At 64.5% G+C, this 23,669-nt stretch carries 24 protein-coding genes; 15 read left to right on the top strand and 9 right to left on the bottom strand.

The window, feature by feature from the left end; all coding sequences use genetic code 11:
- Positions 1 to 4: 4 nt before the first annotated feature.
- Both RA20_RS20225 and RA20_RS20220 read right to left on the bottom strand, forming a co-directional pair.
- Positions 5 to 1,690 (bottom strand): capsule biosynthesis protein, encoded by a 1,686-nt coding sequence (locus RA20_RS20225; RefSeq protein ID WP_039132872.1) that lies wholly within the window; start codon positions 1,688 to 1,690, stop codon positions 5 to 7.
- Positions 1,668 to 2,327 carry an ABC transporter ATP-binding protein gene (locus tag RA20_RS20220; protein ID WP_039132869.1) on the bottom strand — a complete coding sequence of 220 codons (660 nt, stop codon included), beginning with the start codon at positions 2,325 to 2,327 and terminating at the stop codon, positions 1,668 to 1,670. The genes RA20_RS20225 and RA20_RS20220 overlap by 23 nt, the downstream gene beginning before the upstream one ends.
- 240 nt (positions 2,328 to 2,567) lie before the next feature.
- Between RA20_RS20220 and RA20_RS20215 the strand changes: the two genes are divergently transcribed.
- The 3 genes from RA20_RS20215 (at position 2,568) to RA20_RS20205 (ending at position 4,491) form a co-directional block, all read left to right on the top strand.
- On the top strand, positions 2,568 to 3,185 hold the full coding sequence (locus RA20_RS20215; RefSeq protein WP_052249102.1) for a uracil-DNA glycosylase family protein: 618 nt from the start codon (positions 2,568 to 2,570) through the stop codon (positions 3,183 to 3,185).
- A complete protein-coding gene (locus RA20_RS20210) occupies positions 3,182 to 3,985 on the top strand; it encodes an SseB family protein (RefSeq protein ID WP_039132867.1) in 804 nt (267 codons plus the stop codon). Before RA20_RS20215 ends, RA20_RS20210 begins: the two co-directional genes overlap by 4 nt.
- Before the next feature lie 92 nt (positions 3,986 to 4,077).
- Complete coding sequence (locus RA20_RS20205) at positions 4,078 to 4,491, top strand: ester cyclase (RefSeq protein ID WP_039132863.1); 414 nt, start codon at positions 4,078 to 4,080, stop codon at positions 4,489 to 4,491.
- A 73-nt stretch (positions 4,492 to 4,564) separates the two neighbouring features.
- On the opposite strand, the gene yghU is transcribed toward RA20_RS20205, so the two are convergent.
- The gene (gene yghU / locus RA20_RS20200) at positions 4,565 to 5,443 is read right to left on the bottom strand and encodes a glutathione-dependent disulfide-bond oxidoreductase (RefSeq protein WP_039132860.1); all 879 of its coding nucleotides are present in this window, start codon (positions 5,441 to 5,443) and stop codon (positions 4,565 to 4,567) included.
- A 272-nt stretch (positions 5,444 to 5,715) separates the two neighbouring features.
- Here yghU and RA20_RS20195 point away from each other — a divergent pair, with 272 nt between their 5' ends.
- The 3 genes from RA20_RS20195 (at position 5,716) to RA20_RS20185 (ending at position 7,672) form a co-directional block, all read left to right on the top strand.
- Positions 5,716 to 6,234: a YHS domain-containing (seleno)protein gene (locus tag RA20_RS20195; protein ID WP_039132858.1), complete on the top strand. Its 519-nt coding sequence runs from the start codon at positions 5,716 to 5,718 to the stop codon at positions 6,232 to 6,234.
- Positions 6,235 to 6,461: 227 nt separating this feature from the next.
- Entirely contained in the window at positions 6,462 to 6,803 is a 342-nt protein-coding gene (locus RA20_RS20190; protein WP_039132856.1) for a copper resistance CopC family protein, read from the top strand.
- Positions 6,800 to 7,672: a copper resistance D family protein gene (locus tag RA20_RS20185; RefSeq protein WP_039132852.1), complete on the top strand. Its 873-nt coding sequence runs from the start codon at positions 6,800 to 6,802 to the stop codon at positions 7,670 to 7,672. The genes RA20_RS20190 and RA20_RS20185 overlap by 4 nt, the downstream gene beginning before the upstream one ends.
- Before the next feature lie 101 nt (positions 7,673 to 7,773).
- On the opposite strand, the gene RA20_RS20180 is transcribed toward RA20_RS20185, so the two are convergent.
- Complete coding sequence (locus RA20_RS20180) at positions 7,774 to 8,370, bottom strand: GcrA family cell cycle regulator (RefSeq protein WP_039132850.1); 597 nt, start codon at positions 8,368 to 8,370, stop codon at positions 7,774 to 7,776.
- A 169-nt stretch (positions 8,371 to 8,539) separates the two neighbouring features.
- On the opposite strand from RA20_RS20180, the gene RA20_RS20175 reads away from it, so the two are divergent.
- A complete protein-coding gene (locus tag RA20_RS20175) occupies positions 8,540 to 9,352 on the top strand; it encodes an ABC transporter permease (RefSeq protein ID WP_039132924.1) in 813 nt (270 codons plus the stop codon).
- Between the two features lie 5 nt (positions 9,353 to 9,357).
- Here RA20_RS20175 and RA20_RS20170 read toward each other — a convergent pair whose 3' ends face one another.
- Together RA20_RS20170 and RA20_RS20165 are read right to left on the bottom strand one after the other, a co-directional pair.
- Positions 9,358 to 10,590 carry an MFS transporter gene (locus RA20_RS20170; protein ID WP_039132847.1) on the bottom strand — a complete coding sequence of 411 codons (1,233 nt, stop codon included), beginning with the start codon at positions 10,588 to 10,590 and terminating at the stop codon, positions 9,358 to 9,360.
- Between the two features lie 116 nt (positions 10,591 to 10,706).
- Positions 10,707 to 11,618: a DMT family transporter gene (locus RA20_RS20165; RefSeq protein ID WP_039132846.1), complete on the bottom strand. Its 912-nt coding sequence runs from the start codon at positions 11,616 to 11,618 to the stop codon at positions 10,707 to 10,709.
- A 423-nt stretch (positions 11,619 to 12,041) separates the two neighbouring features.
- Here RA20_RS20165 and RA20_RS20160 point away from each other — a divergent pair, with 423 nt between their 5' ends.
- The 5 genes from RA20_RS20160 to RA20_RS20140 all read left to right on the top strand — a co-directional run bounded on the left by RA20_RS20160 (position 12,042) and on the right by RA20_RS20140 (position 16,198).
- The gene (locus tag RA20_RS20160) at positions 12,042 to 13,217 is read left to right on the top strand and encodes an aspartate aminotransferase family protein (protein ID WP_039132923.1); all 1,176 of its coding nucleotides are present in this window, start codon (positions 12,042 to 12,044) and stop codon (positions 13,215 to 13,217) included.
- Positions 13,218 to 13,294: 77 nt separating this feature from the next.
- Entirely contained in the window at positions 13,295 to 14,221 is a 927-nt protein-coding gene (gene argF, locus RA20_RS20155) for an ornithine carbamoyltransferase (RefSeq protein ID WP_039132844.1), read from the top strand.
- Entirely contained in the window at positions 14,218 to 14,646 is a 429-nt protein-coding gene (locus RA20_RS20150) for an ACT domain-containing protein (RefSeq protein WP_052249101.1), read from the top strand. Before argF ends, RA20_RS20150 begins: the two co-directional genes overlap by 4 nt.
- Before the next feature lie 157 nt (positions 14,647 to 14,803).
- Positions 14,804 to 15,379 (top strand): isochorismatase family protein, encoded by a 576-nt coding sequence (locus RA20_RS20145; protein WP_039132919.1) that lies wholly within the window; start codon positions 14,804 to 14,806, stop codon positions 15,377 to 15,379.
- A gap of 96 nt (positions 15,380 to 15,475) precedes the next feature.
- Entirely contained in the window at positions 15,476 to 16,198 is a 723-nt protein-coding gene (locus tag RA20_RS20140) for an SDR family NAD(P)-dependent oxidoreductase (protein ID WP_039132842.1), read from the top strand.
- Between the two features lie 74 nt (positions 16,199 to 16,272).
- Here the strand turns inward: RA20_RS20140 and RA20_RS20135 are convergent, their stop codons facing one another.
- From RA20_RS20135 to hrpB, 3 genes are all read right to left on the bottom strand, one after another.
- Positions 16,273 to 17,754, bottom strand: coding sequence for an inorganic phosphate transporter (locus RA20_RS20135; protein ID WP_039132840.1), 1,482 nt, complete (start codon positions 17,752 to 17,754; stop codon positions 16,273 to 16,275).
- Positions 17,755 to 17,844: 90 nt separating this feature from the next.
- Complete coding sequence (locus tag RA20_RS20130) at positions 17,845 to 18,303, bottom strand: NUDIX hydrolase (protein ID WP_039132838.1); 459 nt, start codon at positions 18,301 to 18,303, stop codon at positions 17,845 to 17,847.
- 288 nt (positions 18,304 to 18,591) lie between these two features.
- On the bottom strand, positions 18,592 to 21,039 hold the full coding sequence (hrpB, locus tag RA20_RS20125; RefSeq protein WP_039132836.1) for an ATP-dependent helicase HrpB: 2,448 nt from the start codon (positions 21,037 to 21,039) through the stop codon (positions 18,592 to 18,594).
- Between the two features lie 394 nt (positions 21,040 to 21,433).
- On the opposite strand from hrpB, the gene meaB reads away from it, so the two are divergent.
- From meaB to rpmB, 3 genes are all read left to right on the top strand, one after another.
- Positions 21,434 to 22,411: a methylmalonyl Co-A mutase-associated GTPase MeaB gene (gene meaB / locus RA20_RS20120; protein ID WP_039132835.1), complete on the top strand. Its 978-nt coding sequence runs from the start codon at positions 21,434 to 21,436 to the stop codon at positions 22,409 to 22,411.
- A 6-nt stretch (positions 22,412 to 22,417) separates the two neighbouring features.
- Positions 22,418 to 23,239 carry a hypothetical protein gene (locus RA20_RS20115; protein WP_039132833.1) on the top strand — a complete coding sequence of 274 codons (822 nt, stop codon included), beginning with the start codon at positions 22,418 to 22,420 and terminating at the stop codon, positions 23,237 to 23,239.
- A gap of 130 nt (positions 23,240 to 23,369) precedes the next feature.
- Positions 23,370 to 23,660: a 50S ribosomal protein L28 gene (rpmB, locus tag RA20_RS20110; RefSeq protein ID WP_039132830.1), complete on the top strand. Its 291-nt coding sequence runs from the start codon at positions 23,370 to 23,372 to the stop codon at positions 23,658 to 23,660.
- Positions 23,661 to 23,669: the final 9 nt, after the last annotated feature.

Below are 23,669 nucleotides of genomic sequence, written 5' to 3'. Positions count from 1 at the left end.
GGCTTTACGAGGATACCTGCTCCCGCAGGATGGACGCGGTGAGCGAACACATCAGGTAAATACCGGAAAAGATCAGGAATGCCAAAACGGTATTCTCGAACTTGCGCGGATAGGAGGGTTCCTGGCTGGGAACCGGCTCCACCGCGGTAGTCAGATAGCGGACCTGGCGGTTGGCCTCCAGGCGGGTGGTTTCCATTTGCTGCAAGGCCGATTGCAGCATCAGGTCCCGGGTGGCGAGGTCAGCCTGGGCCATCTGGATCTGGATGCGCAGGCTGGCCAGCGAGTTTTCGCCGGCGGAGGCGTCGACCATGCGGTTGTTGAGGCTGGTTATCACGGCTTCCAGCCGCCGGATGTCAGCCTCGGCGCCGGAGACCTTGGCCCGGTTGGGGCGGGCGTTGTCCTGCAGCGCGGCCAGTTCCAGCCGCTTTTCCTCCAGCTGGATTTCAAAGGTGCTGATCTGCTGGCGCAGCGAGGCGACCACGCCTTCGGGGTCCAGCACAGAGCCCTGCTGCTGCAGCAGCACAAGGTTTTGCTGCGCGGCCCGGCGTTTGGCCTCGGCATCGGTAAGCGCGGCTTCGGATTCGGACATCTGGTCGGCGCGCTTTTGCTGCGAGAGGTTGTTCACCTTCTCCTGGGCATAGGAAATGAGCTTGCGGGAAAACTCAGCCGCCACTTCCGGATCCGCGGCGGAGACTTCCATCCGCACCACGCCCTCGGTCGGGTCGTAGCCGATTTTCACATTGCGCTGGTAAGTTGAATAGGCTTCCTCGTTGGACGGGTCGCTTTCCAGCCTTTGGATCGGATCCAGTGTTTCCTGGGTGAAATGCGCCTTGAAGCCGGCTTCGGCATCCAGCCGCAGCATCGCCTCTTTCGATTGCAGATAGCCCTGCACGGCGATGGAATCCTGGCTGGTGGCAAACTGGGTGCCGCTCAGCAGCCCGCCGACGCCGCCGCCGACGCCGCCGTCGGCCTGCAGCACCAGGAACTCGGATTTGGAGGAGAACATCGGCGTTGCCACCGAATAGAAATAGTATCCTGCAGCCAGGGTCGGCAGCATCACGAAGAAGGCCAGCCGTGCCGCCAGCAGCGACAGCTTGCGGCGGCGGCGGCGGGCGATATCGCGCTGGATTTCCTGGATTTCGCGGCTGCGCCGCTCCGCCGGGCTGAGCTCGGTCGAGGGCAGGGTGGTTTTGGCGGCGGGCACAGTCTGCGGCAGCTGAACCGAACCCGGAGCTGGCGGTGTGCCCGCAGGCTGGGTCTTGTTCTGCGGTACGACCAGTTCCAGCATATTTGCGCGTTTGAACGGGTCGATGCCGCGTTCGCGCAGCATCCGCACCGCTTCGAAATCCGAAGTGGCGGCCAGGTTGTGCTTCTGGGCCATCCGGCGCGCCAGCCGCAGCTGGCGGCCGGTCAGGCCCTCGCGGCGAATCGCTTCGATGTCGGTTTCCATTTTGCTTTCGCGGGGGGAGCTGACCATGCCGCCCATCGGCGCGGCGGCACCGGGCTGGGCAGCGGGTGCCTGTGCCGCTGCGGCGGCTGCCGCGGCAGCAGAGGGAGCCGCGGCCTGCGGCGGCTGCTGCGTCTCAGCGGCGTCCCCGGCGGCTGCATTGCCCGCAGCCTGCGGCTGCGCGTCGGCAGCAGAAGGGCTGCGGCGGATGCGGAACTTCTTAGCTCTCGGTTTCGTAGTCATAGAGCTGTTTCGCTTCTTCCAAAGTGTCAAACATATGCAGCTGGCCCTGCAGCAGGACAGCCGCGGAGCGGGCAAATTTTTCCAGAGTCTTGGCCTGGTGGGAGACAATGACGATGGTGGTGGTCTGCAGCCGTTCCTGCAGGATTTCACCGGCCTTGCGGTTGAACTCGACATCGGTGGTGCTGGGCATGCCTTCGTCGATCAGATAGACGTCGAAGTCCAGCGCCAGCATCAGCGAGAAGCTGAACCGCGCCCGCATCCCCGATGAATAGGTGCCAAGCGGCTGGTCGAAATACTCTCCCAGCCCGCAGAGCCAGCGGCAGTAGGCCTCGACATAGTCCGGGTCCAGGCCGTAGAGCTTGGCGATATAGCGGCTGTTCTCCATCGCTGAAAGGCGGCTGATCACCCCGCCCATGAACCCAAGCGGGAAGGAGATCTTGCAGTTGCGGCGGATTTCGCCCTCATCCGGCTTTTCCAGGCCTGCCATCATGTTGATCAATGTGGTCTTGCCGGTGCCGTTCGGGGCCAGAACGCCCAGCGATTTGCCCGGTTCGACGCGGAACGAAACGCGGTCAAGGATCACCTTGCGCTGTGTCCCTGTCCAAAAGGACTTGCTGACGTTTTCAAACTCAAGCATCGCTCGTTCCGGTGTTGCCCGTGCGGCCCGATTTCGGGCTCTGTCTGCCTCAATTCCCAAGCGCGTTCCATCGCGCCCGTGGCTCTTTCGTATCAAAAGAGTGTTAATGGCCTACGCCGGGAATTTGGCCTTATTATGTCGAATTGTGACATAATTCATCAACCAAGTCTTAACCAATTTGGCCGGTATCCGGGGGCGGGGCGGTCATTTTTCGGGAATGAACGGGAGAACGGGCAAGAGATGACTGGTTCCAGTCCGGAAACAATCGCCGCGGCCCGGCAGCTGAAAACAGAGATTCGCAGCTGCCGGATCTGCGCGGAGCGGTTTGCCGCCACCGCCACCGCTCATGAGCCGCGGCCGGTGGTGTGGTTCCGCCCCTCTGCCCGGATCCTGATTGCAGGCCAGGCGCCAGGCGCCCGGGTGCATGACAGCGGGCGGCCGTTCACCGATCCCTCAGGCGACCGGCTGCGGGCCTGGCTGGGGCTGTCCGAGGCGGAGTTCTATGACAAGGACCGGGTGGCGGTGGTGCCGATGGGGTTCTGCTTCCCGGGCTACAACGAAAAGAAGGCCGATTTGCCGCCGCCTGCCATTTGCGGCAGGACCTGGCATGATCAGGTGATGGCGCATTTGCCGGATGTGCAGCTCAAGGTGCTGGTGGGCGCCCATGCGCAGCGCTACCATCTGGGGGTGAAAGGGCCGGTGACAGCGCTGGTGCAGGGCTGGCGGGATCATGCGCCGCAGGTCTTCCCCTTGCCGCATCCGTCCTGGCGTAATACCGCATGGCTGAAGAAAAACCCCTGGTTCGAGGCGGAGCTGCTGCCGGTTCTGCAGGCCCGGGTGAAGGAGCTGATGCGATGAGCGAACAAACCCCGCTGGATCTGGCCCATGCCGCGATGGAAGCTGCCCCCGAGGATGATGCCGCAAGGCTGCGGTTCTACGAGCGGCTGGCCGATGCTGAATTGTTCCTGATGCTGGCGGCAGAGGCGGATGGGGAACAGATCTCGCCTGAGCTGTTTGAGACGCCGGAAGGCGCCTTTGTGCTGGTGTTCGACCGCGAGGAACGGCTGGCGCAGTTTGCCGGGCGGGCGGTGCCTTATGCAGCGCTGTCGGGCCGGGTGATCGTGCAGATGCTGACCGGGCAGGGGGATGGCCAGGGAATTGGCCTGGGGCTGAACCTGGAAGTGGCGCCCTCAGCCTTTCTGATCCCGGCAGACGCCATAGGCTGGCTGCACCGGACTTTGGGCCACGCGCCGGAAGAAGTCGAGGCCGGGGTGACGGAGTTCACCGCCCCCAAGGGCCTGCCGGAAGCGCTGCTGACCGCCCTGGACGCCAAGCTTGCCACTGCGGGCGGGCTGGCTGCGGCGGCCTATCTTGCGGGTGTGCGCTATGAGGGCGGCGGGCAGGGGCACCTCCTGGGCTTCGTGGGGGCCAAGGAGGCCGCGCAGGCCTCGCTTGCCAAAGCGGCCGGCGAGGCGCTCACCTTTTCCGGCATCGAGGCTGGTGCGATGGATGTCGGCTTCTTTGAGGCAGAGGACCCGGCGGCGGCCGGCCTGGCCCGTGTTGGTCTGCGCTTTGACCTGCCGCAGCCCAAGGCGCCGCAGGAAGTGAAGCCTGTCAAACCTGGCAGCGATCCCGAAAAGCCGCCGCGGCTGAAGTAGGTTTCCTCGCCCTCCGCGGTTTTCGCCTTATCTGCTGCTGCAAGGGCAGGGCTGCGGCCCGTGCCCGCCACACAGCTGGGAGGGAGAGACCGATGTCCATCAAACAGACAGCCCACGATTTCTGCGAAGCCTGCGATGCCGGCAAGGGATGGGAGGTGTGCCAGGAATGGTGCACGGCGGGGGCAACCTTCTCGGTCCAGTCAGATGCCTTGGCGGAAATCAAAACGCTTGCGGCCTATACGGAATGGGCCAAGGGGCTGCTGACGCCGATGCCGGACGCCCATGCAGAGTTCCAAACCCTGATGGCGGATGAGGACGGCAGCCGCGCAATCCTGTTCTCGGTGTTCCACGGCACCCATACTGTGGATGCAGGAAACGGCGCGCCGACGGGCAGGAAAGTCGCCTCGGATTACGTCTATGTGCTGGATTTCGACGGCGGCAAGATCCGTCATGTGACCAAAGTCTGGAACGACGTGCACGCCCTGACACAGCTGGGCTGGATGTAGGGCAACGGAAAAGCGCCCGCAGCGGGGCGGGCGCTTTGATTGCCTGGGACCTGCAGTTTGCAGGCAGAGCCGGTTACTCTGCCGCCGGCTCCAGCTTGTCCTGGGTGCGGGTTTCGAAGTCGCTGGCGTCGTGGCGCTCGTGCAGCTGCATTTCCAAGTCGCCGTAGGAGCGGTTCACCATGCGGCCGCGCTGCACGGCCGGACGGGCGTCGATGGCCTTGGCCCAGCGGACCACGTTTTTGTAGCTGGCTGCGTCCAGGAACTCGGCGGCATCGCCGTAGTTGCGCCCCAGAACCAGCTGGCCGTACCAGGGCCAGATGGCGATGTCGGCGATGGAGTACTCGCTGCCCGCAATAAACTCATGCTCTGCCAGCTGCCGGTCCAGCACATCCAGCTGGCGCTTGGTTTCCATGGTGAAACGGTCGATCGGATACTGCCATTTCTCCGGCGCATAGGCATAGAAATGCCCGAAGCCGCCGCCCAGGTAAGGCGCGCTGCCCATCTGCCAGAACAGCCAGTTCATCACCTCGGTGCGGGCCGCGCCCTCTTTGGGCAGGAAGGCGCCGAATTTTTCGGCCAGATGCAGCAGGATCGAACCGCTTTCGAACACACGGACCGGCTCATCGCCGCTGCGGTCCAGCAGGGCCGGGATCTTGGAGTTCGGGTTCACCTCGACAAAGCCCGAGCCGAACTGGTCGCCGTCGCCGATCTTGATCAGCCAGGCGTCATACTCGGCGTCTGCGTGGCCCGCGGCCAGCAGCTCTTCGAACATCACGGTGACCTTGACCCCGTTCGGGGTCGCCAGCGAGTACAGCTGGAAGGGGTGTTTGCCCGCGGGCAGCTCTTTGTCATGGGTCGCACCGGCGATCGGACGGTTGATCGAGGCAAACTCGCCGCCGTTGCCTTGTTCCCATTTCCAGACTTTCGGCGGGGTGTAGGGGGTGTCGCTCATCTGTCGGGCCTTGTTCTGATTGTTTCCTGAATAGGGTCAATCGCACATGCTTCGGCGATCGGCTCAGGCAGAGATAAGGGGTATTTACAAATTCCAATGACTGGAAGGTATGGGCGGCTGAAATTTTTCAAAAGTTCACAGAACCAGCGCATGCGGACACAGAGGCGTGAGCCCCCCTTCGCATTTGTTTCAGGCCCTATAATGTTTGACCCGAAGCCGGATAGGATGCCGGTGCCCAAGTTGAAGCGATCACCGATGAAAGGGATGATTTCATGAAGCGTTTTGCACTTGCTGCTGCGGCAGCGCTGTCCTTTGCAATGCCGGCCTTTGCGGGCGAGCAGTATGTCGACGGCACCGGCTATGCCGTGTCGGGCTATGACGTTGTGGCCTACCGCAGCCTGGAGATGAACCCGGTCGGCACGCCGCAGACCGCGCCGGTGCGCGGCAGCACGGATTTCACCGCGGAATACAACGGCGCAACCTGGGCGTTTTCCTCGGCAGAGAACCGCGACAAGTTCGCGGCAAACCCGGCCTATTACGCACCGCAGTATGACGGCCACTGCGCCTATGGCGTCTCCAAGGGCGGCAAGGTTCCGGCAAACCCGAACCTGTGGCGCATCGTCGACGACAAGCTCTATCTGAACATCACCGACGTGGTGGTGGGCTTCTGGGAAGAGGATATCCCGGGCAACATCAACCTGGCTGAGGGCAACTGGCCGGGGATCGAGCCGAAAGCCGCGTCTGACAGCGTGATCCCCAAGTTCACTTCCGAAGGCCCGGTGGCGAACTGATCCGCCCCCTGGCCGCAGGGCGCCTGCAATAACAACAGGCAAGACAGAAAACCCGCGCTGGCGAGCGCGGGTTTTTTGCTGTGACCGGGTGCCGGACATGGGTGCAAATACACTTGGCAACCAGTGCTGCCGCTGGCAATTTGGCGGAACGCAGCCGGTTCTGCGCTGGATGTTCCTACTAGCTGCGAACCCCGGAGCCGCAAAGCAAACAACTGAGGGTTCTCCCAATGAAAAATCTCACCGTAGCTTTCTGGATCGCGGCAATTGCCAGCAGTGCAGCTGCACATTCTCCGCTGGAAAAAACAACGCCTGCAAATGATGCGGTGGTGAGCGAGTTCCCGGCGGAACTCAGCCTTGATTTTGCGGGCAGCATCCGGCTGACACGGGTGGATTTGGTGCATCAGGATCAAGCGCCGGTGCAGCTGGATCTTGGCGGTCAGACAGGTTTTGCTCAGTCGTACACCTTGCCGCTGCAGGGAATGGGGGCAGGGACCTACCGCGTTGAATGGCGCGGATTGGGGGCGGATGGCCACGCCATGAAAGGCCACTTCTCGTTCGAAGTCGAATGAGCCTGCCGGATATCTGGGAGTTCGCCTCAATTCTGGCAAAGCTCGCCATCTATGCCGGTTTTGCAGGTGCGGCGGGCCTGATGATCGCAAAGGCTGCCTTTCCTGCGCTGCTTTCCTCTCTCGAGAACCGGATCAGGCGGCAAGCTCTCATCCTGGCAATCCTTGCTCTGGCCGCCTCTGTCCTGAGCTTTCTGCTGCGCGGAGCGGCGCTGACCGGGGACTACACCGGGATGAGCGATCCGGAAATGCTGGGTTTGCTATGGCAGACACCGGTTGGCAGCGTTCTGCTGTGGCGGCTAGGAGCGGCTGGCTTGCTGGTTGCGGGGCTGGCCTGGCCTGGTTTCGGCGGCTGGATTGCACTGTGCGGCGGCGGGCTGGGGCTGTGGACGCTGACCCTGATTGGCCATGTTCCGGAACTGGACCTGACCGGCGCCCGCCTTTTGCTCATGCTTCACCTTGCGGGCATTGCTTTCTGGATCGGGATTCTCGCGCCGCTTCACACGCTGTCGCGGCAGCCCGGGCAGTTGCACAACGCGGCCCTGCTGGGGCACCGGTTCGGACAGGCTGCCATGGTTGCCGTTCCTTTGCTGATCCTGGCAGGGCTGCTGATGGCCTGGAAACTGGTGGGCGGGCTAAGCGCTTTGGTTTCGACCGGTTACGGCCAAACCCTGCTGGTCAAGCTGGGCCTAGTGGCGGCGCTGCTGGCGCTTGCCGCAGTAAACAAGCTGCGCCTTGTTCCTGCAATGCAGGCAGGAAAGGCCGAAGCCGGACGGCGCCTGGCCCGGTCCATTGAGGTGGAGGGCGTGCTGATGGCGGCCATTCTTGCAGCAACAGCGGTGATCACCAGCGTTGCAACACTTCCGGCATAACCGGCAGAGGCAGCGTTATCACCGCCTGAAGTTTGCGGCGGGCATCTGCAAAACAAAAACCCGCGCCGGGGCGCGGGTTTCGGATGCGGTGCTGCCAAGCCTTAGCGGCGGCGGTCGCGGCGCGAGGACATCGGCTGGAAGGCCACGCCCACATGCGCCTCGCAATAGGGTTTGCCCTGCTGGGCGGGCAGGCCGCAGAACCAGAAGTCCTCGGTTGCCGGGTCGCCCACGGGCCATTTGCAGGTGCGCTCGGTCAGCTCCATCAGAGTGAGCTTCTTGGCCTTCTTCTCGACTTCATTGACCTTGGCCAGCGCCTCGGGGCTGATTTCATTGGCCGAGGGCTGCGGCGGCAGCGGCTGGCCGGCCGGAATGATCTGGCGGCGGGCAGGCGTTGCCGGCTTGGCATCTGCCGCAGGCTGGGCGGCTGCCGGGCGGGCCGGTTCGGTCTTGGGCTGCGGCTTGGGCTTGGGCGCAGCCGCAGGTTTGGGCGCCGCGGCGGCCGGTGCGGCTGCGGGCTTCTCCTTGGGCTCGGCAGCCTTGGAGCCGCCGCTGTTGCGGTTGGACAGGCCGAGGCGGTGCACCTTGCCAATAACGGCGTTGCGGGTCACGCCGCCCAGTTCCTTGGCGATCTGGCTGGCCGACTGGCCCTCGCCCCACATTTTCTTGAGCAGTTCGACGCGCTCGTCTGTCCAGGACATATGTTGCCTTTCCAAGCTAATAGCGGCCCCAGTGGTTCTGCGGGCCGCCATTAAATTCCGTGTGATGTCCTATTTTAATCACTCCGGGCGGAGTTACAAGGCATCTTGCGCCCCAAGGCCCAGAGGTTATGCAGGCAATGCAATGGAAACCGGGGAATCTGGAGGCAGCATGGCGGATCAGGGCTATCAGGTCGAACTTGGCGCGCGCCGGTTCGGGCATGTGAACTGGATGGGGCTGAAGGCGCTGGCCTGGCGCGAGGTGAAACGGTTCCTGGCGGTGTGGACCCAGACTTTGCTGGCACCATTGATGACCGCGGCGCTGTTCCTGATGATCTTCAACATCGCCATCGGCCCCAAGCGGGGCGATGTGATGGGGGTTCCGTTCCTGACCTTTCTGGCGCCGGGCATCATGATGATGACGGTGATCCAGAACGCCTTTGCCAATACATCCTCTTCCATCGTGATTGCCAAGGTGCAGGGCAATATCGTCGACACCTTGATGCCGCCATTGTCGGGGCTGGAGATCCTGCTGGGCTATCTGGCGGGCGCGGTGGCGCGCGGCACTTTGGTGGCCTTGGCCATCGGGCTGGGGCTGATGGCAGTCCTGCAGATCGTGCCCGCGCATCCGCTGGTCGCGCTGGTGTTCATCGTGCTTGGGGCGGCCTTCCTGGGCGGCTTGGGGATTGTCGCCGGCGTCTTCGCCGACAAGTTCGACCAGATGGCGGCGATCACCAATTTCATCGTGACACCCCTGGCGTTCCTGTCCGGCACCTTCTACTCGGTCGAGGCGCTTCCGCCGGTGCTCAAGGCGATCAGCCATGTGAACCCGGTGTTCTACCTGATCGACGGGGTGCGATTCGGGGTGATCGGCACCTCCGACAGCTCCCCCTGGCTGGGGCTGGCGGTGTGCAGCGGCGCCACGCTTGCGGTCTGCACCCTGGCCTGGGTGATGCTGCGCAGCGGCTACCGGCTGAAACCCTGATCCCGCTATTCCGCCGGCACCGGCTCGGCCGCGGGTGCCAGCTTCCGGTTTCCGAGCCGGGGGTGCAGCTTGCCCGCCAGCCAGACGGCCGCTGCGGTGGCAGCAGCGCCTGCGGTGAAGATCCCGGCCACCGGCGCCACCAGCAGAACCAGCCAGGCCGCCCCCGGCGTCAGGATGCCGGAAATGTCGCGGTAGCTGGAATAGACCGCCGACATCTCGGTACGCTCCGAGGGTTTCACAGCCATCAGGAACGGCAGCCCGGCGCAGATATCCAGCAGGATCAGCGCGGCAGACCCCGCCACCAGCAGCGCAATCGACACCATCGGCCAGCCCTGCGCAATGCCCGCAGTGCCAAAGCAGAGGGTCACGCCCAGGAACCCGGTCCGCACTGCCATGCGGATCGAGTGGCGCTGCACCAGCCGCAGCAGCAGCGGCGCGCCGAACAGAGCGGCATTGGTGGCGGACAGGAGGATACCGCCAAGCTCCTCTCCCAGACCCTTTTCAATGGCGAAGATCGGCAGGTAGACCACATAGATCCACCAGCCCGCCGAGCGGATCACCGCAAACAGCCAGCCGGTGACCAGCCGGGGCTGGGCCAGGAAACGGGGCAGGTATGTCAAAGGGCTGGACGCAGGCCCGCGCGCCCGGGCGATCTGTTTGCCGTTGCCCATCCGCATCCACCAGAAGGCCGCCAGCAGGATCACCGCCGCGCCGCCCGAGATCAGGAAGGGGGCGGACGCCCACCACTCCAAGAGCAGCACGCCGGCCATCGGACCGGCGGTCCAGCCAACGGCAGAATAGAACATCCGCGAGGTCTCGCATCTGCCCAGCTCCACCCGGGCGATATAGTCCAGCACATAGGCGTTGAAGCAGATGAAGGTGACCACCGATGCCACGGTGTTGAGCGCCAGCGCGGCCAGCACCGAGGCCGGGCTGCCCTCGATGGCAAAACCGGCGGACAGGACAAACATCGCAGTCCCCAGGGAATAAGCCCAGCGGCGCGGCAGCAGCCGGACCAGCCCGGGCACCATCAGCCCGGCAATCAGCGATAAGACCCCAACGGCAAAATAGGACGCCGAAACCAGCCCTGCGTCTCCCAGCGCCCGGTACATGATCAATGGGAAAACCGAGATCAGTGTACCGCGCACCACCGCTTCCAGCCCTGCGAGGATGCCGAAATCGCGTACCGAAGGCACCGGGGCATGGCGCAGCCAATCAGGTATCCGCCGCTCGTGCATCTGTCCCTCCTGTTCTGCTGGAGATCAGGTTGGCGGCGGAACCTATGCGAAAAATGCCGGTTTTCGACGCGGCAGTCGTTGCGGGACCTGCCCGGCGGAAAAACTCTCCGTGAAAGCTATTTTGCGGCGGGCGCCGGGGCGCGGGCCTGGGGCCTCTGCCGGCCCTCACGCCAGGCGAGAATGGCGGCGCCCGCCAGGATGATCACCGCGCCCAGAACCGAGATGGCATCGGGCACCGCGCCAAACCCCAGGAAGTCGTAAAGCGCGGCAAAGACCAGCGTGGCATAGCTGAACGGCGCCACAAAAGACGCATCGGCCCGCGCCATGCCGTTGATGAAACAGGCCTGGGCGCAGGCCATAAGGAGGCCAAGGGCCGCCAGCGCGCCCCATTGTGCCGCTGTTGGCATTTGCCAGACCGGCAGCACCGCGCAGGTCGCGATGGCCAGGCCCAGCAGGTTGTTGAACCACAAGACCTGCAATGGCGCCTCGCGGCCTGCCAGTTTCTTGATGAAGATCAGTTCCATCCCCATCACCGCAGCCGCGGTCAGCGCCAGCAGCGCTGCGGGCTGGAAGCTGGCAGGGGTGGGGCGCAGCAGGATCATCGCCCCGATCATGGCAATCAGCGCCGCGCCCCAGCGCCAGGGGCCGACACGCTCGCCCAGAAGCGGGATCGCCAGCAGCATCCCGAAGACCGGGTTCAGGAAGGTGATCGCGGTGGCATCCGCCAGCGGGATATAGGCGACGGAGGCAAACATCAGCGTGACACCCGCCCAGCCAAAGGAAGTGCGGCCGATGTGATAGCCCCAATGCGGCCGGATGAATTTCGGCCGCAGGATCAGCACCGCAGTTGAAATCCCCATGAAGGCAAACAGAAACCGCCCGTGGCTGATCTGCATCGGGTGCAGCGGTGTGCCCAGAACGTCTGTCCCCAGCGCTTTGGCCATCAGCGTGGTGGCCGCAATGAAGGTGGTTGCTGCCAGGATCAGGGCGGCGGCAAGGGCTGGGTTCTGCGGTGTGGCGATGCTCATGGCCCAAGCGGTGCGGCAAGCCGCCGCGGGATGCAAGGGGAAAGGCTTCGGCCGCCGGCGTATTTTGCCGTCAGGGCGGGGGCTGCCCCGAAGGTTTGTCTGGAGGAGGGGCGCTGCCCCTCTTGGCCTCCGGCCAATTCACCCCGGGGTATTTGAGACCAGAAAGAAGCAGGGGCCGGGCGGGAATGGCGAAATGGCGGCAAACGGTGCCGGAAGGGGTTTTCTTTTGGAGAAACCTCCGTTATGGAGCCTGCCCATGATCAAAGGCGCAAATATCACCATCTCGCGACGCCGACGCCGCCTGGCGTAACCGGCCCTTTGATCTGTTGTGCCATCTGACGGCACATTCCCTCCCAATTCCGTTGACCTATGGCCTGGCTTGCGTCACAGCTTTGGCTTCACATCACCAAAAGGATGATCCTGATGATCCCGTCCGTTCTGCCGACCTACAACCGTGCACCGCTTGAGTTCGTCAAAGGCGAAGGCGCCTGGCTGACCACGGCGGACGGGCGCCGATTCCTGGATCTGGGCTCGGGCATCGCGGTGAACGCGCTGGGCCATGCGCATCCGGCGCTGGTGGAGGCGCTGACCTCCCAGGCGCAGAACCTGTGGCACGTCTCCAACCTCTACCATATCCCGCAGCAGCAGGCGCTGGCGGACAGGCTGGTGGAGCATACTTTTGCCGACACCGTCTTCTTCACCAACTCCGGCACCGAGGCCTGCGAGCTGGCGGTGAAGATGGCGCGCAAGTATTTCTACGACAAAGGCCAGCCGGAGCGGGTTGAAATCATCACCTTTGACGGCTCTTTCCATGGCCGCTCGTCAGCAGGGATCGCCGCCGCAGGCTCCGAGAAGATGACCAAGGGCTTTGGCCCGCTGCTGCCGGGGTTTGTACATCTGGCCTTCGGCGATCTGGATGGCGTGACCGATGCCATTACAGACAAGACAGCCGCGATCATGATCGAGCCAGTGCAGGGCGAGGGCGGCATCCGCCCGGTTCCCGATGCGGAGCTGAAGGCGCTGCGGGCGATTTGCGATGAACATGGCCTCTTGTTGATCCTCGACGAGGTGCAATGCGGCGTGGGGCGGACCGGCAAGCTGTTCGCCCATGAATGGGCAGGCATTGCCCCCGATATCATGATGGTGGCCAAGGGCATCGGCGGCGGCTTCCCGCTGGGCGCGGTGCTGGCCTCTGAGGAGGCCGCCAGCGGCATGACGGCAGGCACCCATGGCTCCACCTATGGCGGCAACCCGCTGGGCTGCGCTGTCGGCTGCGCGGTGATGGATCATGTGGCGGATGCAGCCTTTCTGGCGGAAGTGAACCGCAAGGCAGGCCTTTTGCGGCAGAAGCTGGAGGGGCTGATCGCGGATCACCCGGAGGTCTTTGAGGAAGTGCGCGGTGCCGGCCTGATGCTGGGCCTCAAGTGCAAAGCGGCAAACATCGATGTGGTGAACGCGGGCTATGAAAACGAACTGATCACCGTTCCGGCTGCGGACAATGTGATCCGCCTGCTGCCGCCGCTGACGCTCACCGATGAGGACATCGCCGAGGCGGTCAGCCGTCTTGAAAAGACCGCCACCCAAATTGAAGCTGCCTAAGCTTCTTTCTGGTTTGAAATACTCCGGGGGTCCGGGGGCAGCGCCCCCGGCCTTCGCTCAAAACAAGCGATACAGATATGAACCACTTTCTCGACATCCACAAAACCGATCCTGCTGATCTGCGCAGCATTATTGATCAGGCCGGCGCCACCAAACAGGCGCGCCTGGGCCGCCCCAAGGCCGCACTGGATGATGAGCTGCCGCTGAAAGACCGGATGGTGGCACTGATTTTTGAAAAGCCCTCGACCCGGACCCGCGTCTCCTTTGACGTCGGCGTGCGCCAGATGGGCGGCCAGACCATGGTGCTGAGCGGCAAGGACATGCAGCTGGGCCATGGCGAGACCATCGCCGACACCGCCCGCGTCCTCAGCCGCTATGTCGACATGATCATGATCCGCACCTTTGATGAGACGGTGCTGACCGAGATGGCGGAATATGCCGATGTGCCGGTGATCAACGGCCTTACCGACCGCACCCACCCCTGCCAGATCATGGCGGATGTGCTGACCTATGAAGAGCACCGCGGCCCGATCAAGGGCAAGAAGGTGGTTTGGGCAGGCGACGGCAACAACGTCTGTGCCTCGTTTATTCATGCGGCTGGCCAGTTTGGTTTTGACCTGACCTTCACGGGTCCGGCGCAGCTGGATCCGGAAGAGGAATTCATGGGGCTTGCCCGCAAGGCCGGCTCCAAGATCGTGATCGAGCGCGACGCGGTCAAAGCGGTTGAGGGCGCCGATCTGGTGGTGGCCGACACCTGGGTGTCGATGCATGACAGCCAATCCTCCAAAGAGCGCCGCCACAACATGCTGCGCCCCTATCAGGTCAATGATGAACTGCTGGCGCATGCGAAGCCCGATGCGCTGTTCATGCATTGCCTGCCGGCCCACCGCGAGGAAGAGGTGACAAGCGCCGTGATGGACGGGCCGCAGTCGGTGATTTTCGACGAGGCGGAAAACCGTCTGCACGCGCAGAAAGCCATCATGCGCTGGTGCCTCGAAGGGTGAACGCTGCCCTCAAGCTGCTGCTGCGCGGGCTGCAGGGCGAATACGCCGTGTCGCGGCTTGCGCCCGGCACCGCTGCGCCTGCCTGGATCAGCGGGCCGGGGTTGGTGAATGTGAGCTATGCCGAGGATGAAATCTCGGTGGTTTGCCTTGCGGAACGGGTGCCGGAGGGCGCTGAGAGTTCGGCGGGCTGGGCGGCATTTCAGGTCTGCGACCTGTATGATTTCGATGCGCCTGGCGTGGTTCTGTCTGCGGTGCGGCCGGTCTCGGAAGCCGGGTTGGGAGCTTTTGTCCTCTCGACTTTTTACCGGGACTACCTGCTTGTCCGGCAGGCCGAGCTGGATTCGGCAGAGGCCGCCTGGCGGGCAGCCGGCCATCAGGTGGAGCGGGAAGCGCTCCCGCCCGCCAAGGGTCATTCCATGGAATGACCCTTGCCAGTTGGGCGTGGCGCCGGGCCTTTGGCCCGGCGCTTTGCCTTTGACGCAGCGGAACCGCCTTGCGGCCCGGCGGTCGCGGAATTTGCACTGGCCTCTGCCGCGCGGCTTCGCAATTCTTGCAGCAGCATTCAAACGCGAGGGCATTTCCATGGATCAGAGCACAGCTTTGCTGATTGTCGACATGCAGCAGGAGATGGCCAATGTGACCGCCTCCGGCCGTCAGCGGGCCAATCCCCAGGCCGAGGAGAGAGTCGCGGAACTGGCCGCCGGTTTCCGCGCCTCAGGCCTTCCGGTTGTGCATGTCATGCATGACGATCCGCGGCCTGAGAGCAAGTTCCGCCGCGATCTGCCCAGCGGCCAGCCGATGGACTGTGCGCTTCCGGCAGAAGGAGAGCCCGTGTTCTGGAAGACCGGCTCCTCCGGCTTTACCGGCACCGGGCTGGAAGCGCATCTGCGTGAGGCCGGCATCGGGAAACTGGTGATTGCGGGCGGGGTTGCGGCTTTCTGCGTCAACTCAACCGCGCGCTCGGCGGCCAATCTGGGATTTGCGATACAGGTGGTTGAGGATGCGCTGATCGCCTTCGACATCCCGGCCCGCAAAGGCGGGATGCTGGATGCCGGGCAGGTGCTGGAGGTGACGCTCTCGGCGCTGCATGCGGGGTTCGGCACGGTCCTGCCCGCCTCCGAAGTGCTTGCTGAGCTGCAGGCAGCTGCGACGGCCTGAACCCTGCCTGTGACGCAGGGGACTGTCCCTGCTGCCCCTTGAACCGGGGTGCCTTTGCCGCCAGCTTTCTGAAGTCGGAACAGCGGAGGCCTTGGCATGGCACAGACATCAGAAAAACCGGTTGCACTGATTGTGGGTGCAGGAGCGGGGCTTTCGGCCTCATTTGCCCGGGCGCTGGCGGGGGCAGGCTATGCGCTGCATCTCACGGCGCGGGGCACGGCCAAGCTGGAAGCGCTGGCCGCCGAAACGGGCGCGGAGCTGCATCAGCTGGACGGCACAGATGCGGAGGGCATCAGCCGGCTTGCCGAGAGTTTGCCGGGGGATTTGCGGGTGGCCTGCTACAACCCCTCGGCCCGGGTGCGCGGGCCGCTGGCTGAGCTGGACCCGGAGGCGGTCCGCAAGGCGGTGGAGGTCACTGCCCATGGCGCGTTCCTGCTGGGGCAGGCGGCGGCAAAGCGGATGCTGGCGCAGCAGCCCGCTGCAGACGGGCGGCAGGGCACCATCCTGTTCACCGGTGCTTCGGCGGGCGTCAAGGGGTTTGCCCAATCGGCGCCCTTTGCCATGGGCAAGTTTGCGCAGCGCGGGCTGGCGCAGGCAATGGCGCGCGAGCTGCATCCCAAGGGCATCCATGTGGCCTGGGTCAACATCGATGGCGGCATCCGCAATGCGTCCCGCCCGGAGCGGGTGGAGGCAGCGGACAACCCCGACAGCATGCTGGACCCGGATGCGATTGCGCAGGAATACATGCATCTGATCAACCAGCACCGCTCCGCCTGGAGCGATGAGCTGGTGCTGCGGCCCTGGGTGGAGCGGTTCTAGAGCTGTGAGCGCCGGGCAAAGAAAAACCCCCGCAGCCTGACGGTGCGGGGGTTTCTACGTTTCTGCAAAGCGGCTCAGCTGACGAAGGTGCTGAGCAGCAGGTAGATCACGGCTGACAGCAGCGCCGCGGCGGGCACGGTGATCACCCAGGCGGCCACGATGGTCATGAAATGGCTGCGGCGCACCAGTTTGCGGCGGCGGCGCTCTTCAGGGGCAATGCGCTTGGCCTCGGGGCGGCCCGCGGCGGTTTTCTTCAGGCGGCGCTCCATGTGCCACTCGCGGAAGAAGCCGACACCGAACACCGCGCCCACCGCGATATGGGTGGAGGAGACCGGCAGGCCCAGCCAGCTGGCCACGATGACGGTGATGGCCGCGGACAGCGACACGCAGTAGGCGCGCATCGGGTTCAGCTTGGTGATCTGGCTGCCGACCATGCGGATCAGCTTGGGGCCGAACAGGAACAGGCCGAAAGAGATGCCGAAGGCGCCGATCACCATCACCCAGGTTGGAATGGCCACCTTGGAGGCGAAGTCGCCGAATTCGGTGGCATGCACGATGGCGGCCAGCGGGCCAACTGCGTTGGCCACGTCATTGGCGCCATGGGCAAAGGACAAGAGGCCCGCAGAGATCACCAGCGGCAGGCCGAACAGCGCTTTCAACGACTTGTTGCGGTTCTCCATGCCCTCGGACTGGCGCTTGATCAGCGGTGCGGTGATGACATAGGCCAGCGCACCGGCGGCTGCACCGATCAAGAGCGCGGTCTGCAGGTCGATCTTGATGATTTTCTTCAGGCCTTTCAGGGCGAGGTAGGCGCCAAAAGCCCCCGCCATGATGCCCACCAGAACCGGCACCCAGCGGCGTGCGGCAGCAATCTTGTCGTCCTGATAGATAATTTTGGCCTTGATGAAGGCCAGGAACAATGCGGCGATCACCCCGCCCAGCACTGGCGAGATCACCCAGCTGGCGGCGATTTTGCCCATGGTGGGCCAGTTCACCGCGGCGGTGCCTGCAGCAGCCACACCGGCGCCCAGCACGCCGCCGACCACCGAATGGGTGGTGGAGACCGGCGCGCCGACCCAGGTCGCCAGGTTCACCCACAGCGCCGAGGAGATCAGCGCCGCCATCATCGCCCAGATGAAGATGCTGCTGCTGGAAACTGCGGCCGGGTCGATAATGCCCTTGGAAATGGTCGAGACCACGTCGCCGCCTGCCAGCAGCGCACCTGCGCTTTCGCAGATGGCGGCAATCACGATGGCGCCGCCCATGGTCAGCGCATTGGCACCCACCGCCGGCCCCATGTTGTTGGCAACGTCATTGGCGCCGATGTTGATTGCCATATAGGCGCCAAAGGCTGCGGCGGCGATCACCACCATGCTCATCGCCGAGCCGCCGAAGAAGACGCCCGCGGCGAGGCCCGCCAGCACGATGAAGGCCAGCGCGATGCCGGGCGCCACCAGCGGGCGGGAGACATAGGCGGTGGCCAGTTCAAGCTGGGAGATCCGGTTCAGATCCTTGTCCAGCGTGTTCCATTGGGTGCGCTGCGGTGCATCGCTCATCGTCGCATTCCTGATTCCGAGGTCTGCGCACGCGCCTAACGCCGCTCCGGATGCGGTTCAAGCGTTTGACATAAAAATGTCACATAACTTTTACAATTGGCGAAGAACGTCCTGCAGCTGCGGTTCATGCACCAGGGTTGCAGCCTGCTCCGGGTCCATCCACTGCCGCGTGCGTTCAGTCGCCTCCGGATAGTCGTCCAAAAGCTGCTCCACCTCGGCGGCGAAAATGAGTGTGGTCACCGGCTCATCAGCGCCATTGTCGTGGCGCTTAACGTAGTTGTACTCGCCGATCGGCCTTTTCGAGATACTTGCCTTTTTGACACCGGCTTCTTCCCAGGCTTCCTGCAGAGCGGTGTCCGGGCCGTCCTTGCCTTCGATCGGCCAGCCCTTGGGGATGATCCAGCGGCCCGTGCCCCGGCTGGTGACCATCAAGACCTCCTTGCCGCTGGCGCCGGTGCGGTAGCACAGGGCGGCAACTTGCAAACGGTTCGGTCTCTTCAGCATTGGCCTGAGGATTTCCTCCCAGGCGCGGGTCAGGGTGCGGGTCATGACTGCTCAGCCTTATGTGTTGGCGTTTATCCGTATTGTGTTTGGATTTGTGGGAACCTAGGTGTTTTTGCCCGGATTTTCAAGCGAGGCTGCGGGGAAAGCACGCCCTGGTTGAGTTTTTGGCCTGTTGACGTTTTTCGGATACATGTTTTGGTCCAAGAATAAGGGCCTGGTTTGAATATCGCGTTAACCCTGGGTTGCGGCGGGCTCCCGCCGCCGGATCGGTGCATCATAGATGCACCGCCCGGCGTTGGGCCGGGCAGCGGGCCTGCGGCCCGCTGCGGGCATTCACTTGCGCCGTTTTGCCCTGAGTGTCGGGTCGGCTTCGGAGGGATCTTCGGGCCAGGGGTGCTTGGGGTATTGCGCGCGCATGTCCTTGCGCACGTCGGCATAGGAGCCGGCCCAGAATCCGGGCAGGTCGCGGGTGATCTGAATCGGGCGCTGGGCCGGCGACAGCAGAGTGATCTTCAGGGGCACGCCGCCCACCGACGGGTGGCGGCTGACGCCAAACAGCTCCTGCAGGCGGACCGAGATCTCCGGCACCTCCAGCGCATAGTCGATCGGGATCCTGCGTCCCAAAGGGGTGACAAAGCTGCCCGGTGCCTCGCGGTCCAATAGCTGTGTCTGCTCCCAGCTGAGTGCGGCCTTGAGTGCGGGCAGCAGGTCAAAGCGTTTCCAGTCTTCGGCTGATTTCACGCCGTCCAGCATCGGCAGCAGCCAATCTTCCAGCTGCTCCGTCAGTCCCGGAATGGAGAAATCCGGCAGCTCATGGCCTTCCGCCCGTACCAGTTCCACCCGCGAAGCCAGCCGGGCCGCAGCGCCGCTCAGGCGCAGGCCCAGGTCGCGAACACCGTCCAGCATGGCCTCTGCCACAGCCTCTCCCGGTACGTCCTTCCAGATCCGGTCATCCAGCACAATGGAGCCCAGGCGTTCCTGCTGGCGCGCCACCACCCGGCGGTCGCGCTTGGACCATTCGCAAAGGTCATTCCAGGCGATCTGCTCTGCAAACAGGTCTCGGATCTCGCCTTGGGAGATCTGCGCGGCCATGCGGATCTTTGCCTCGCGCGGATTGCCATCAGTGTCCAGCGCCACGATGAAGGGCGCGCCTGCCAGCGTGTCGCCGCCTTCCAGCACCGCCCCCTTGCCGCCCGACAGCACAAACCGTGGCGTATCGCCCTTGCGGCGCTGGCCGATGCGGTCGGGGTAGGCAAGCGCTGCTATCGCGGCAGCCGGCAGGCCCGCGTCGCTGCGGCCCGCCTGTTTCTCCAGCCGCCGGGCTTCGCTTTTGATCCGCTCCACCACCGGGCGGTTCAGCTGATAGGTGCGGGAGTGTTCAAACCCTTTAGGGTCCTTCAGGGCCTGCAGCCGCAAGGACAGATCCGCAGGCGCGCCGCGCAGCGGATCACGCTCTCCCAAGAGCGCAGCCAGAGGCGCCGCAGACGGGCCGGCCGTCAGCAGCATATGGCCAAGCCGCGGGTGCAAGGGCAGGGCGGACAGCGCCTTGCCGTGCCCGGTGATCCGCCCCTGTGCATCAAGCCCGCCCAGCATGGTGAGCAGTGCCTGCGCTTCAGCCATGGCGCCCGCAGGCGGTTGGGTCAGGAAAGACAGATCTTCCGGCGCAGCTCCCCACAGCGCCAGTTCCAGCGCCAGGCTGGTCAGGTCGGCGCTTTCGATCTCGGCCGGCGGGAAGGCCATCAGCGCGCCTTCCTCGCCCTTGGTCCAGAGCCGGTAGCAGATGCCCTCGGAGACCCGGCCCGCACGGCCCTGGCGCTGGGTGGCCTCGGCGCGGGTGACTTTTTCGGTGACCAGCCGCGACATGCCGGAGCCGGGATCAAACCGCGCCCGCCGGGCCTGGCCCATATCGACCACCACCCGGATGTCCTGAATGGTCAGCGAGGTCTCGGCGATTGAGGTCGCCAGCACTACCTTGCGGCCCTGCGGTTCGGGCTGGATGGCGGCGCGTTGCTCGGCAAAGGGCAGGGCGCCGAACAGCGGCCGGATATGGCAGTGGCCGGGTAGGCGTTTCTCCAGCGCGCCGGCGGTGCGGCGGATTTCGCCCTCGCCCGGGAGAAACACCAGGATGCCGCCGCCGGTTCCTTTGGTGTCGCGCTCGGCCTGCACCACCAGGTCCGCCAGCACATCCAGCCGCCGGGCCTGGGCGGGCAGGGGTTTTTCTAGCCAGCGTGTTTCGACCGGATAGCTGCGGCCTTCGGAGGTGACCATCGGCGCCTCCATCAGCGCCGCTACCGGCCCGGCATCCAGGGTTGCGGACATCGCCAACAGGATCAGGTCGTCGCGCAGGGCGCCGGCGACTTCCAGGCACAGCGCCAGGCCAAGATCGGCGTTCAGCGAGCGTTCGTGGAATTCGTCGAAGATCACTGCGCCGACGCCGGGCAGGTCCGGATCCGATTGCAGCATCCGGGTCAGAATGCCTTCAGTCACCACCTCGATCCGCGTGCCCTTGGAGATTTTGGCATCGCCGCGCACCCGGTAGCCGACGGTCTGCCCGGCCTTCTCGCCCAGGGTTTCCGCCATCCGTTCTGCAGCGGCGCGGGCGGCAAGGCGGCGGGGCTCCAGCATCACGATGCGGCCCTGGGTCAGACCGGCCTCCAGCATCGCCAAGGGCACCCGCGTGGTCTTGCCTGCGCCCGGCGGCGCCTGCAGCACGGCACGGCTGCGGGTGCGCAGCGCATCCAGCAATTCGGGGAGGGTGTCTTCGATCGGCAATCTGGTCATGACCCGCCTTATCGCTAAAGGCGGCGGCAAGGTCTAGCGGCGCTATCGCGTGGAAACCCGTCAAGCAGCGCTCAGGGCTGTAGAGACCCGCGGGGTGGCGCTATTGCGCCGCCCCGTTTTGCCGGAGGCAAACCTTTGGTTTGACGGGGCGGGTCGGCGCAGCCCGGCCTTCAGCCGGGCAAAGTTGTGATGGACATGGCAGGCTTCCGAGGCTGCCTATACGCTGCAATAGCCTGGGGCATTGCGCAAACCATCGGCCCCGTGGCGCTTTTGCCGCCTTTTCCAGAGCCCCGCCTCCTGTAGAGTGCGCGGCGCAAGGCGGACCGCGCAGCTGGCTCTGGACATTTCCGGCAGGCTTGCGCCAAGGTCCGCCCATCACGACAGGAAGACGCGCATGGATACCGAACAGCTGAGCGAAAAGATCTTGACCGGAGACCGCAGGGCCCTGGCCCGTGCCATCACCCTGGTGGAAAGCGGCCGTGAGGATCACCGCGCCAAGGCGGGCGAGCTGCTGTCAAAGCTGGCCAAACACAAGCGCCAGTCGCTGCGCATTGGCCTGTCGGGCACGCCAGGTGTGGGCAAATCCACCTTCATCGAAAGCTTCGGCATGCTGCTGACCAGCCTCGGCCTGCGGGTGGCAGTGCTGGCGGTGGACCCGAGTTCAGCCCGCTCCGGCGGCTCGATCCTGGGCGACAAGACCCGGATGGAGCGCCTTAGCCGCGAGAAGAACGCCTTTATCCGCCCCTCGCCAAGCCAAAGCCATCTGGGCGGCGTCGCCCGCCGCTCGCGCGAGGCGGTTGCCCTGTGCGAAGCGGCCGGCTTTGACGTGGTGCTGATCGAAACCGTCGGTGTCGGCCAGTCGGAAACCGTGGTGGCCGAGATGTCGGACCTGTTCCTGCTGCTGCTGGCGCCTGCGGGCGGGGATGAGCTGCAGGGGGTGAAGCGCGGCATCATGGAGATGGCTGACCTCATCCTGGTGAACAAGGCGGACGGCGCCCTGAAACCCGTCGCCACCCGCACCTGCGCCGATTACGCCGGCGCTTTGCGCCTGCTGCGCAAACGGCCGCAGGACCCGGAGGATTTCCCCAAGGCGCTGATGGTCTCAGCCGTCGAAGAGCACGGGCTGGAGCAGGCCTGGGAGGAAATGCAGGCGCTGACCGCCTGGCGCAAGGAAAACGGACACTGGGAGCGCCGCCGCGCCGATCAGTCCTGTTACTGGTTCGACCAGGAGGTGCGGCAGGCGCTGCTGGCCCGGCTGCACACGGCAGGCGCCCAGGCCGCAATGGCGGAACTGTCCGGCCAGGTGGCTGCGGGTGCTCTTACTCCGGCTGCGGCGGCGGAGCAGATGCTGCAGGATCATTTGAAAGGCTGAAGCGGCATGCAGCAAACCCGGGTCTTCGACGGCGAAAAGCTGCGCGCCTCGCTGTTCAATCCGGGCGCGGACCGCCTGTTCGTGACTTTCCGCCAGCGGGTTGCCGTCGCAGGGGAGTTCGAAGACCGCGGCCCGGTGAAAAACATGACCCGGCACGGCTATGCGCATCTGCATATTCAGCCCCGCCACAACGACTGGTACATCAACAGCGAGACCAGGGCGCTGTCGCGCAGCCTGAAGGATCTGACCAAAGGCTATGAGGACGTTTCTGCCATGGGGTTTTCCATGGGCGGCTACGGCGCGCTGCGGTTTTCGGCGGCTTTGCATCTGAAACGGCTGATTGCGGTCTCGCCCCAGTACACCATCGCACAGGGCGTGGTGCCGCATGACCGGCGCCGCAAGGAAGCGGAGGGGTTCGACGAAGCGCTGGGCGACCTGATCCGCTACGGCCGCCACGGCGTGCAGGGCGTGGTGCTGTTCGACCCGTTCCGCAAGATGGACCTGAGCCATGCTTTGTTCATCCAGGCCGTGTTCTCGGACCTGCAGCTGTGCCGCTTGTCCTGCGGCGGCCATCCGGCCAGCCAGGTGATCCGAGAGGGCGGCAGTTTCTGGGACCTGCAGTCAATGCTGCGGGACGGGCCGCTGACCGCGGCGCGGGTTCTGCAAATGCACCGGTCCCGGCGGCGCCAGTCGCAGACCTATTGGCAAAAGCTTGCCCGGGTCGCCCGGCAGCGCGGCAAACCGCAGCTGGGGGCGGCGGCGGATGCCGGTCTGGAGAGGCTTGCGGCGGCACAGAAAAAGGCGCATGAAGCGCCGCAAGAAAGCTGAGTTGAATCACTTGACGCTGTTGCCGGTTGAGCGTATGAGCAGCGGACCAGTTTTCGGGCGCAGCCAATGGCGGCGCCCCTTGTGATTTGGCCCGGATCTGCCCAGGCCACCAGAAACGAAGGATGATGATATGTCGCGCCGTTGCGAACTGACCGGAAAAGGCCCGATGACTGGCAACAATGTCAGCCACGCCAACAACAAAACCAAGCGCCGCTTTCTGCCCAACCTGAACGACGTGACTCTGCAGTCCGAAGTTCTGGGCCGCGGCATCAAGCTGCGCATCTCCGCAGCCGCTCTGCGTTCCGTCGACCACCGTGGCGGCCTGGACGCGTTCCTGGCCAAAGCCAAGGACGAAGAGCTGTCGGCCGCCGCGCTGAAAGTGAAGAAAGAGATCGCCAAGGCACAAGCCGCTCAGGCTTGATCTTCAGGG

Source organism: Leisingera sp. ANG-Vp, assembly GCF_000813725.1.
In the GTDB taxonomy this organism is placed as follows: Bacteria; Pseudomonadota; Alphaproteobacteria; order Rhodobacterales; family Rhodobacteraceae; genus Leisingera.
Note: the sequence above shows the minus strand (reverse complement) of the source record. Positions and strands in the feature narration are given on the sequence as shown.

Bases quoted from the DNA above. Each gene is read 5' to 3' on its own strand.
- argF (WP_039132844.1), top strand. From the start codon at position 13,295: ATGAACCACTTTCTCGACATCCACAAAACCGATCCTGCTGATCTGCGC.
- RA20_RS20140 (WP_039132842.1), top strand. From the start codon at position 15,476: ATGGCACAGACATCAGAAAAACCGGTTGCACTGATTGTGGGTGCAGGA.
- rpmB (WP_039132830.1), top strand. From the start codon at position 23,370: ATGTCGCGCCGTTGCGAACTGACCGGAAAAGGCCCGATGACTGGCAAC.
- RA20_RS20205 (WP_039132863.1), top strand. From the start codon at position 4,078: ATGTCCATCAAACAGACAGCCCACGATTTCTGCGAAGCCTGCGATGCC.
- RA20_RS20185 (WP_039132852.1), top strand. From the start codon at position 6,800: ATGAGCCTGCCGGATATCTGGGAGTTCGCCTCAATTCTGGCAAAGCTC.
- RA20_RS20130 (WP_039132838.1), bottom strand. From the start codon at position 18,303: ATGACCCGCACCCTGACCCGCGCCTGGGAGGAAATCCTCAGGCCAATG.
- RA20_RS20220 (WP_039132869.1), bottom strand. From the start codon at position 2,327: ATGCTTGAGTTTGAAAACGTCAGCAAGTCCTTTTGGACAGGGACACAG.
- RA20_RS20115 (WP_039132833.1), top strand. From the start codon at position 22,418: ATGCAGCAAACCCGGGTCTTCGACGGCGAAAAGCTGCGCGCCTCGCTG.
- meaB (WP_039132835.1), top strand. From the start codon at position 21,434: ATGGATACCGAACAGCTGAGCGAAAAGATCTTGACCGGAGACCGCAGG.
- RA20_RS20225 (WP_039132872.1), bottom strand. From the start codon at position 1,690: ATGACTACGAAACCGAGAGCTAAGAAGTTCCGCATCCGCCGCAGCCCT.
- RA20_RS20175 (WP_039132924.1), top strand. From the start codon at position 8,540: ATGGCGGATCAGGGCTATCAGGTCGAACTTGGCGCGCGCCGGTTCGGG.
- RA20_RS20180 (WP_039132850.1), bottom strand. From the start codon at position 8,370: ATGTCCTGGACAGACGAGCGCGTCGAACTGCTCAAGAAAATGTGGGGC.
- RA20_RS20145 (WP_039132919.1), top strand. From the start codon at position 14,804: ATGGATCAGAGCACAGCTTTGCTGATTGTCGACATGCAGCAGGAGATG.
- hrpB (WP_039132836.1), bottom strand. From the start codon at position 21,039: ATGACCAGATTGCCGATCGAAGACACCCTCCCCGAATTGCTGGATGCG.
- RA20_RS20160 (WP_039132923.1), top strand. From the start codon at position 12,042: ATGATCCCGTCCGTTCTGCCGACCTACAACCGTGCACCGCTTGAGTTC.
- yghU (WP_039132860.1), bottom strand. From the start codon at position 5,443: ATGAGCGACACCCCCTACACCCCGCCGAAAGTCTGGAAATGGGAACAA.
- RA20_RS20190 (WP_039132856.1), top strand. From the start codon at position 6,462: ATGAAAAATCTCACCGTAGCTTTCTGGATCGCGGCAATTGCCAGCAGT.
- RA20_RS20165 (WP_039132846.1), bottom strand. From the start codon at position 11,618: ATGAGCATCGCCACACCGCAGAACCCAGCCCTTGCCGCCGCCCTGATC.
- RA20_RS20215 (WP_052249102.1), top strand. From the start codon at position 2,568: ATGACTGGTTCCAGTCCGGAAACAATCGCCGCGGCCCGGCAGCTGAAA.
- RA20_RS20195 (WP_039132858.1), top strand. From the start codon at position 5,716: ATGAAGCGTTTTGCACTTGCTGCTGCGGCAGCGCTGTCCTTTGCAATG.
- RA20_RS20170 (WP_039132847.1), bottom strand. From the start codon at position 10,590: ATGCACGAGCGGCGGATACCTGATTGGCTGCGCCATGCCCCGGTGCCT.
- RA20_RS20210 (WP_039132867.1), top strand. From the start codon at position 3,182: ATGAGCGAACAAACCCCGCTGGATCTGGCCCATGCCGCGATGGAAGCT.
- RA20_RS20135 (WP_039132840.1), bottom strand. From the start codon at position 17,754: ATGAGCGATGCACCGCAGCGCACCCAATGGAACACGCTGGACAAGGAT.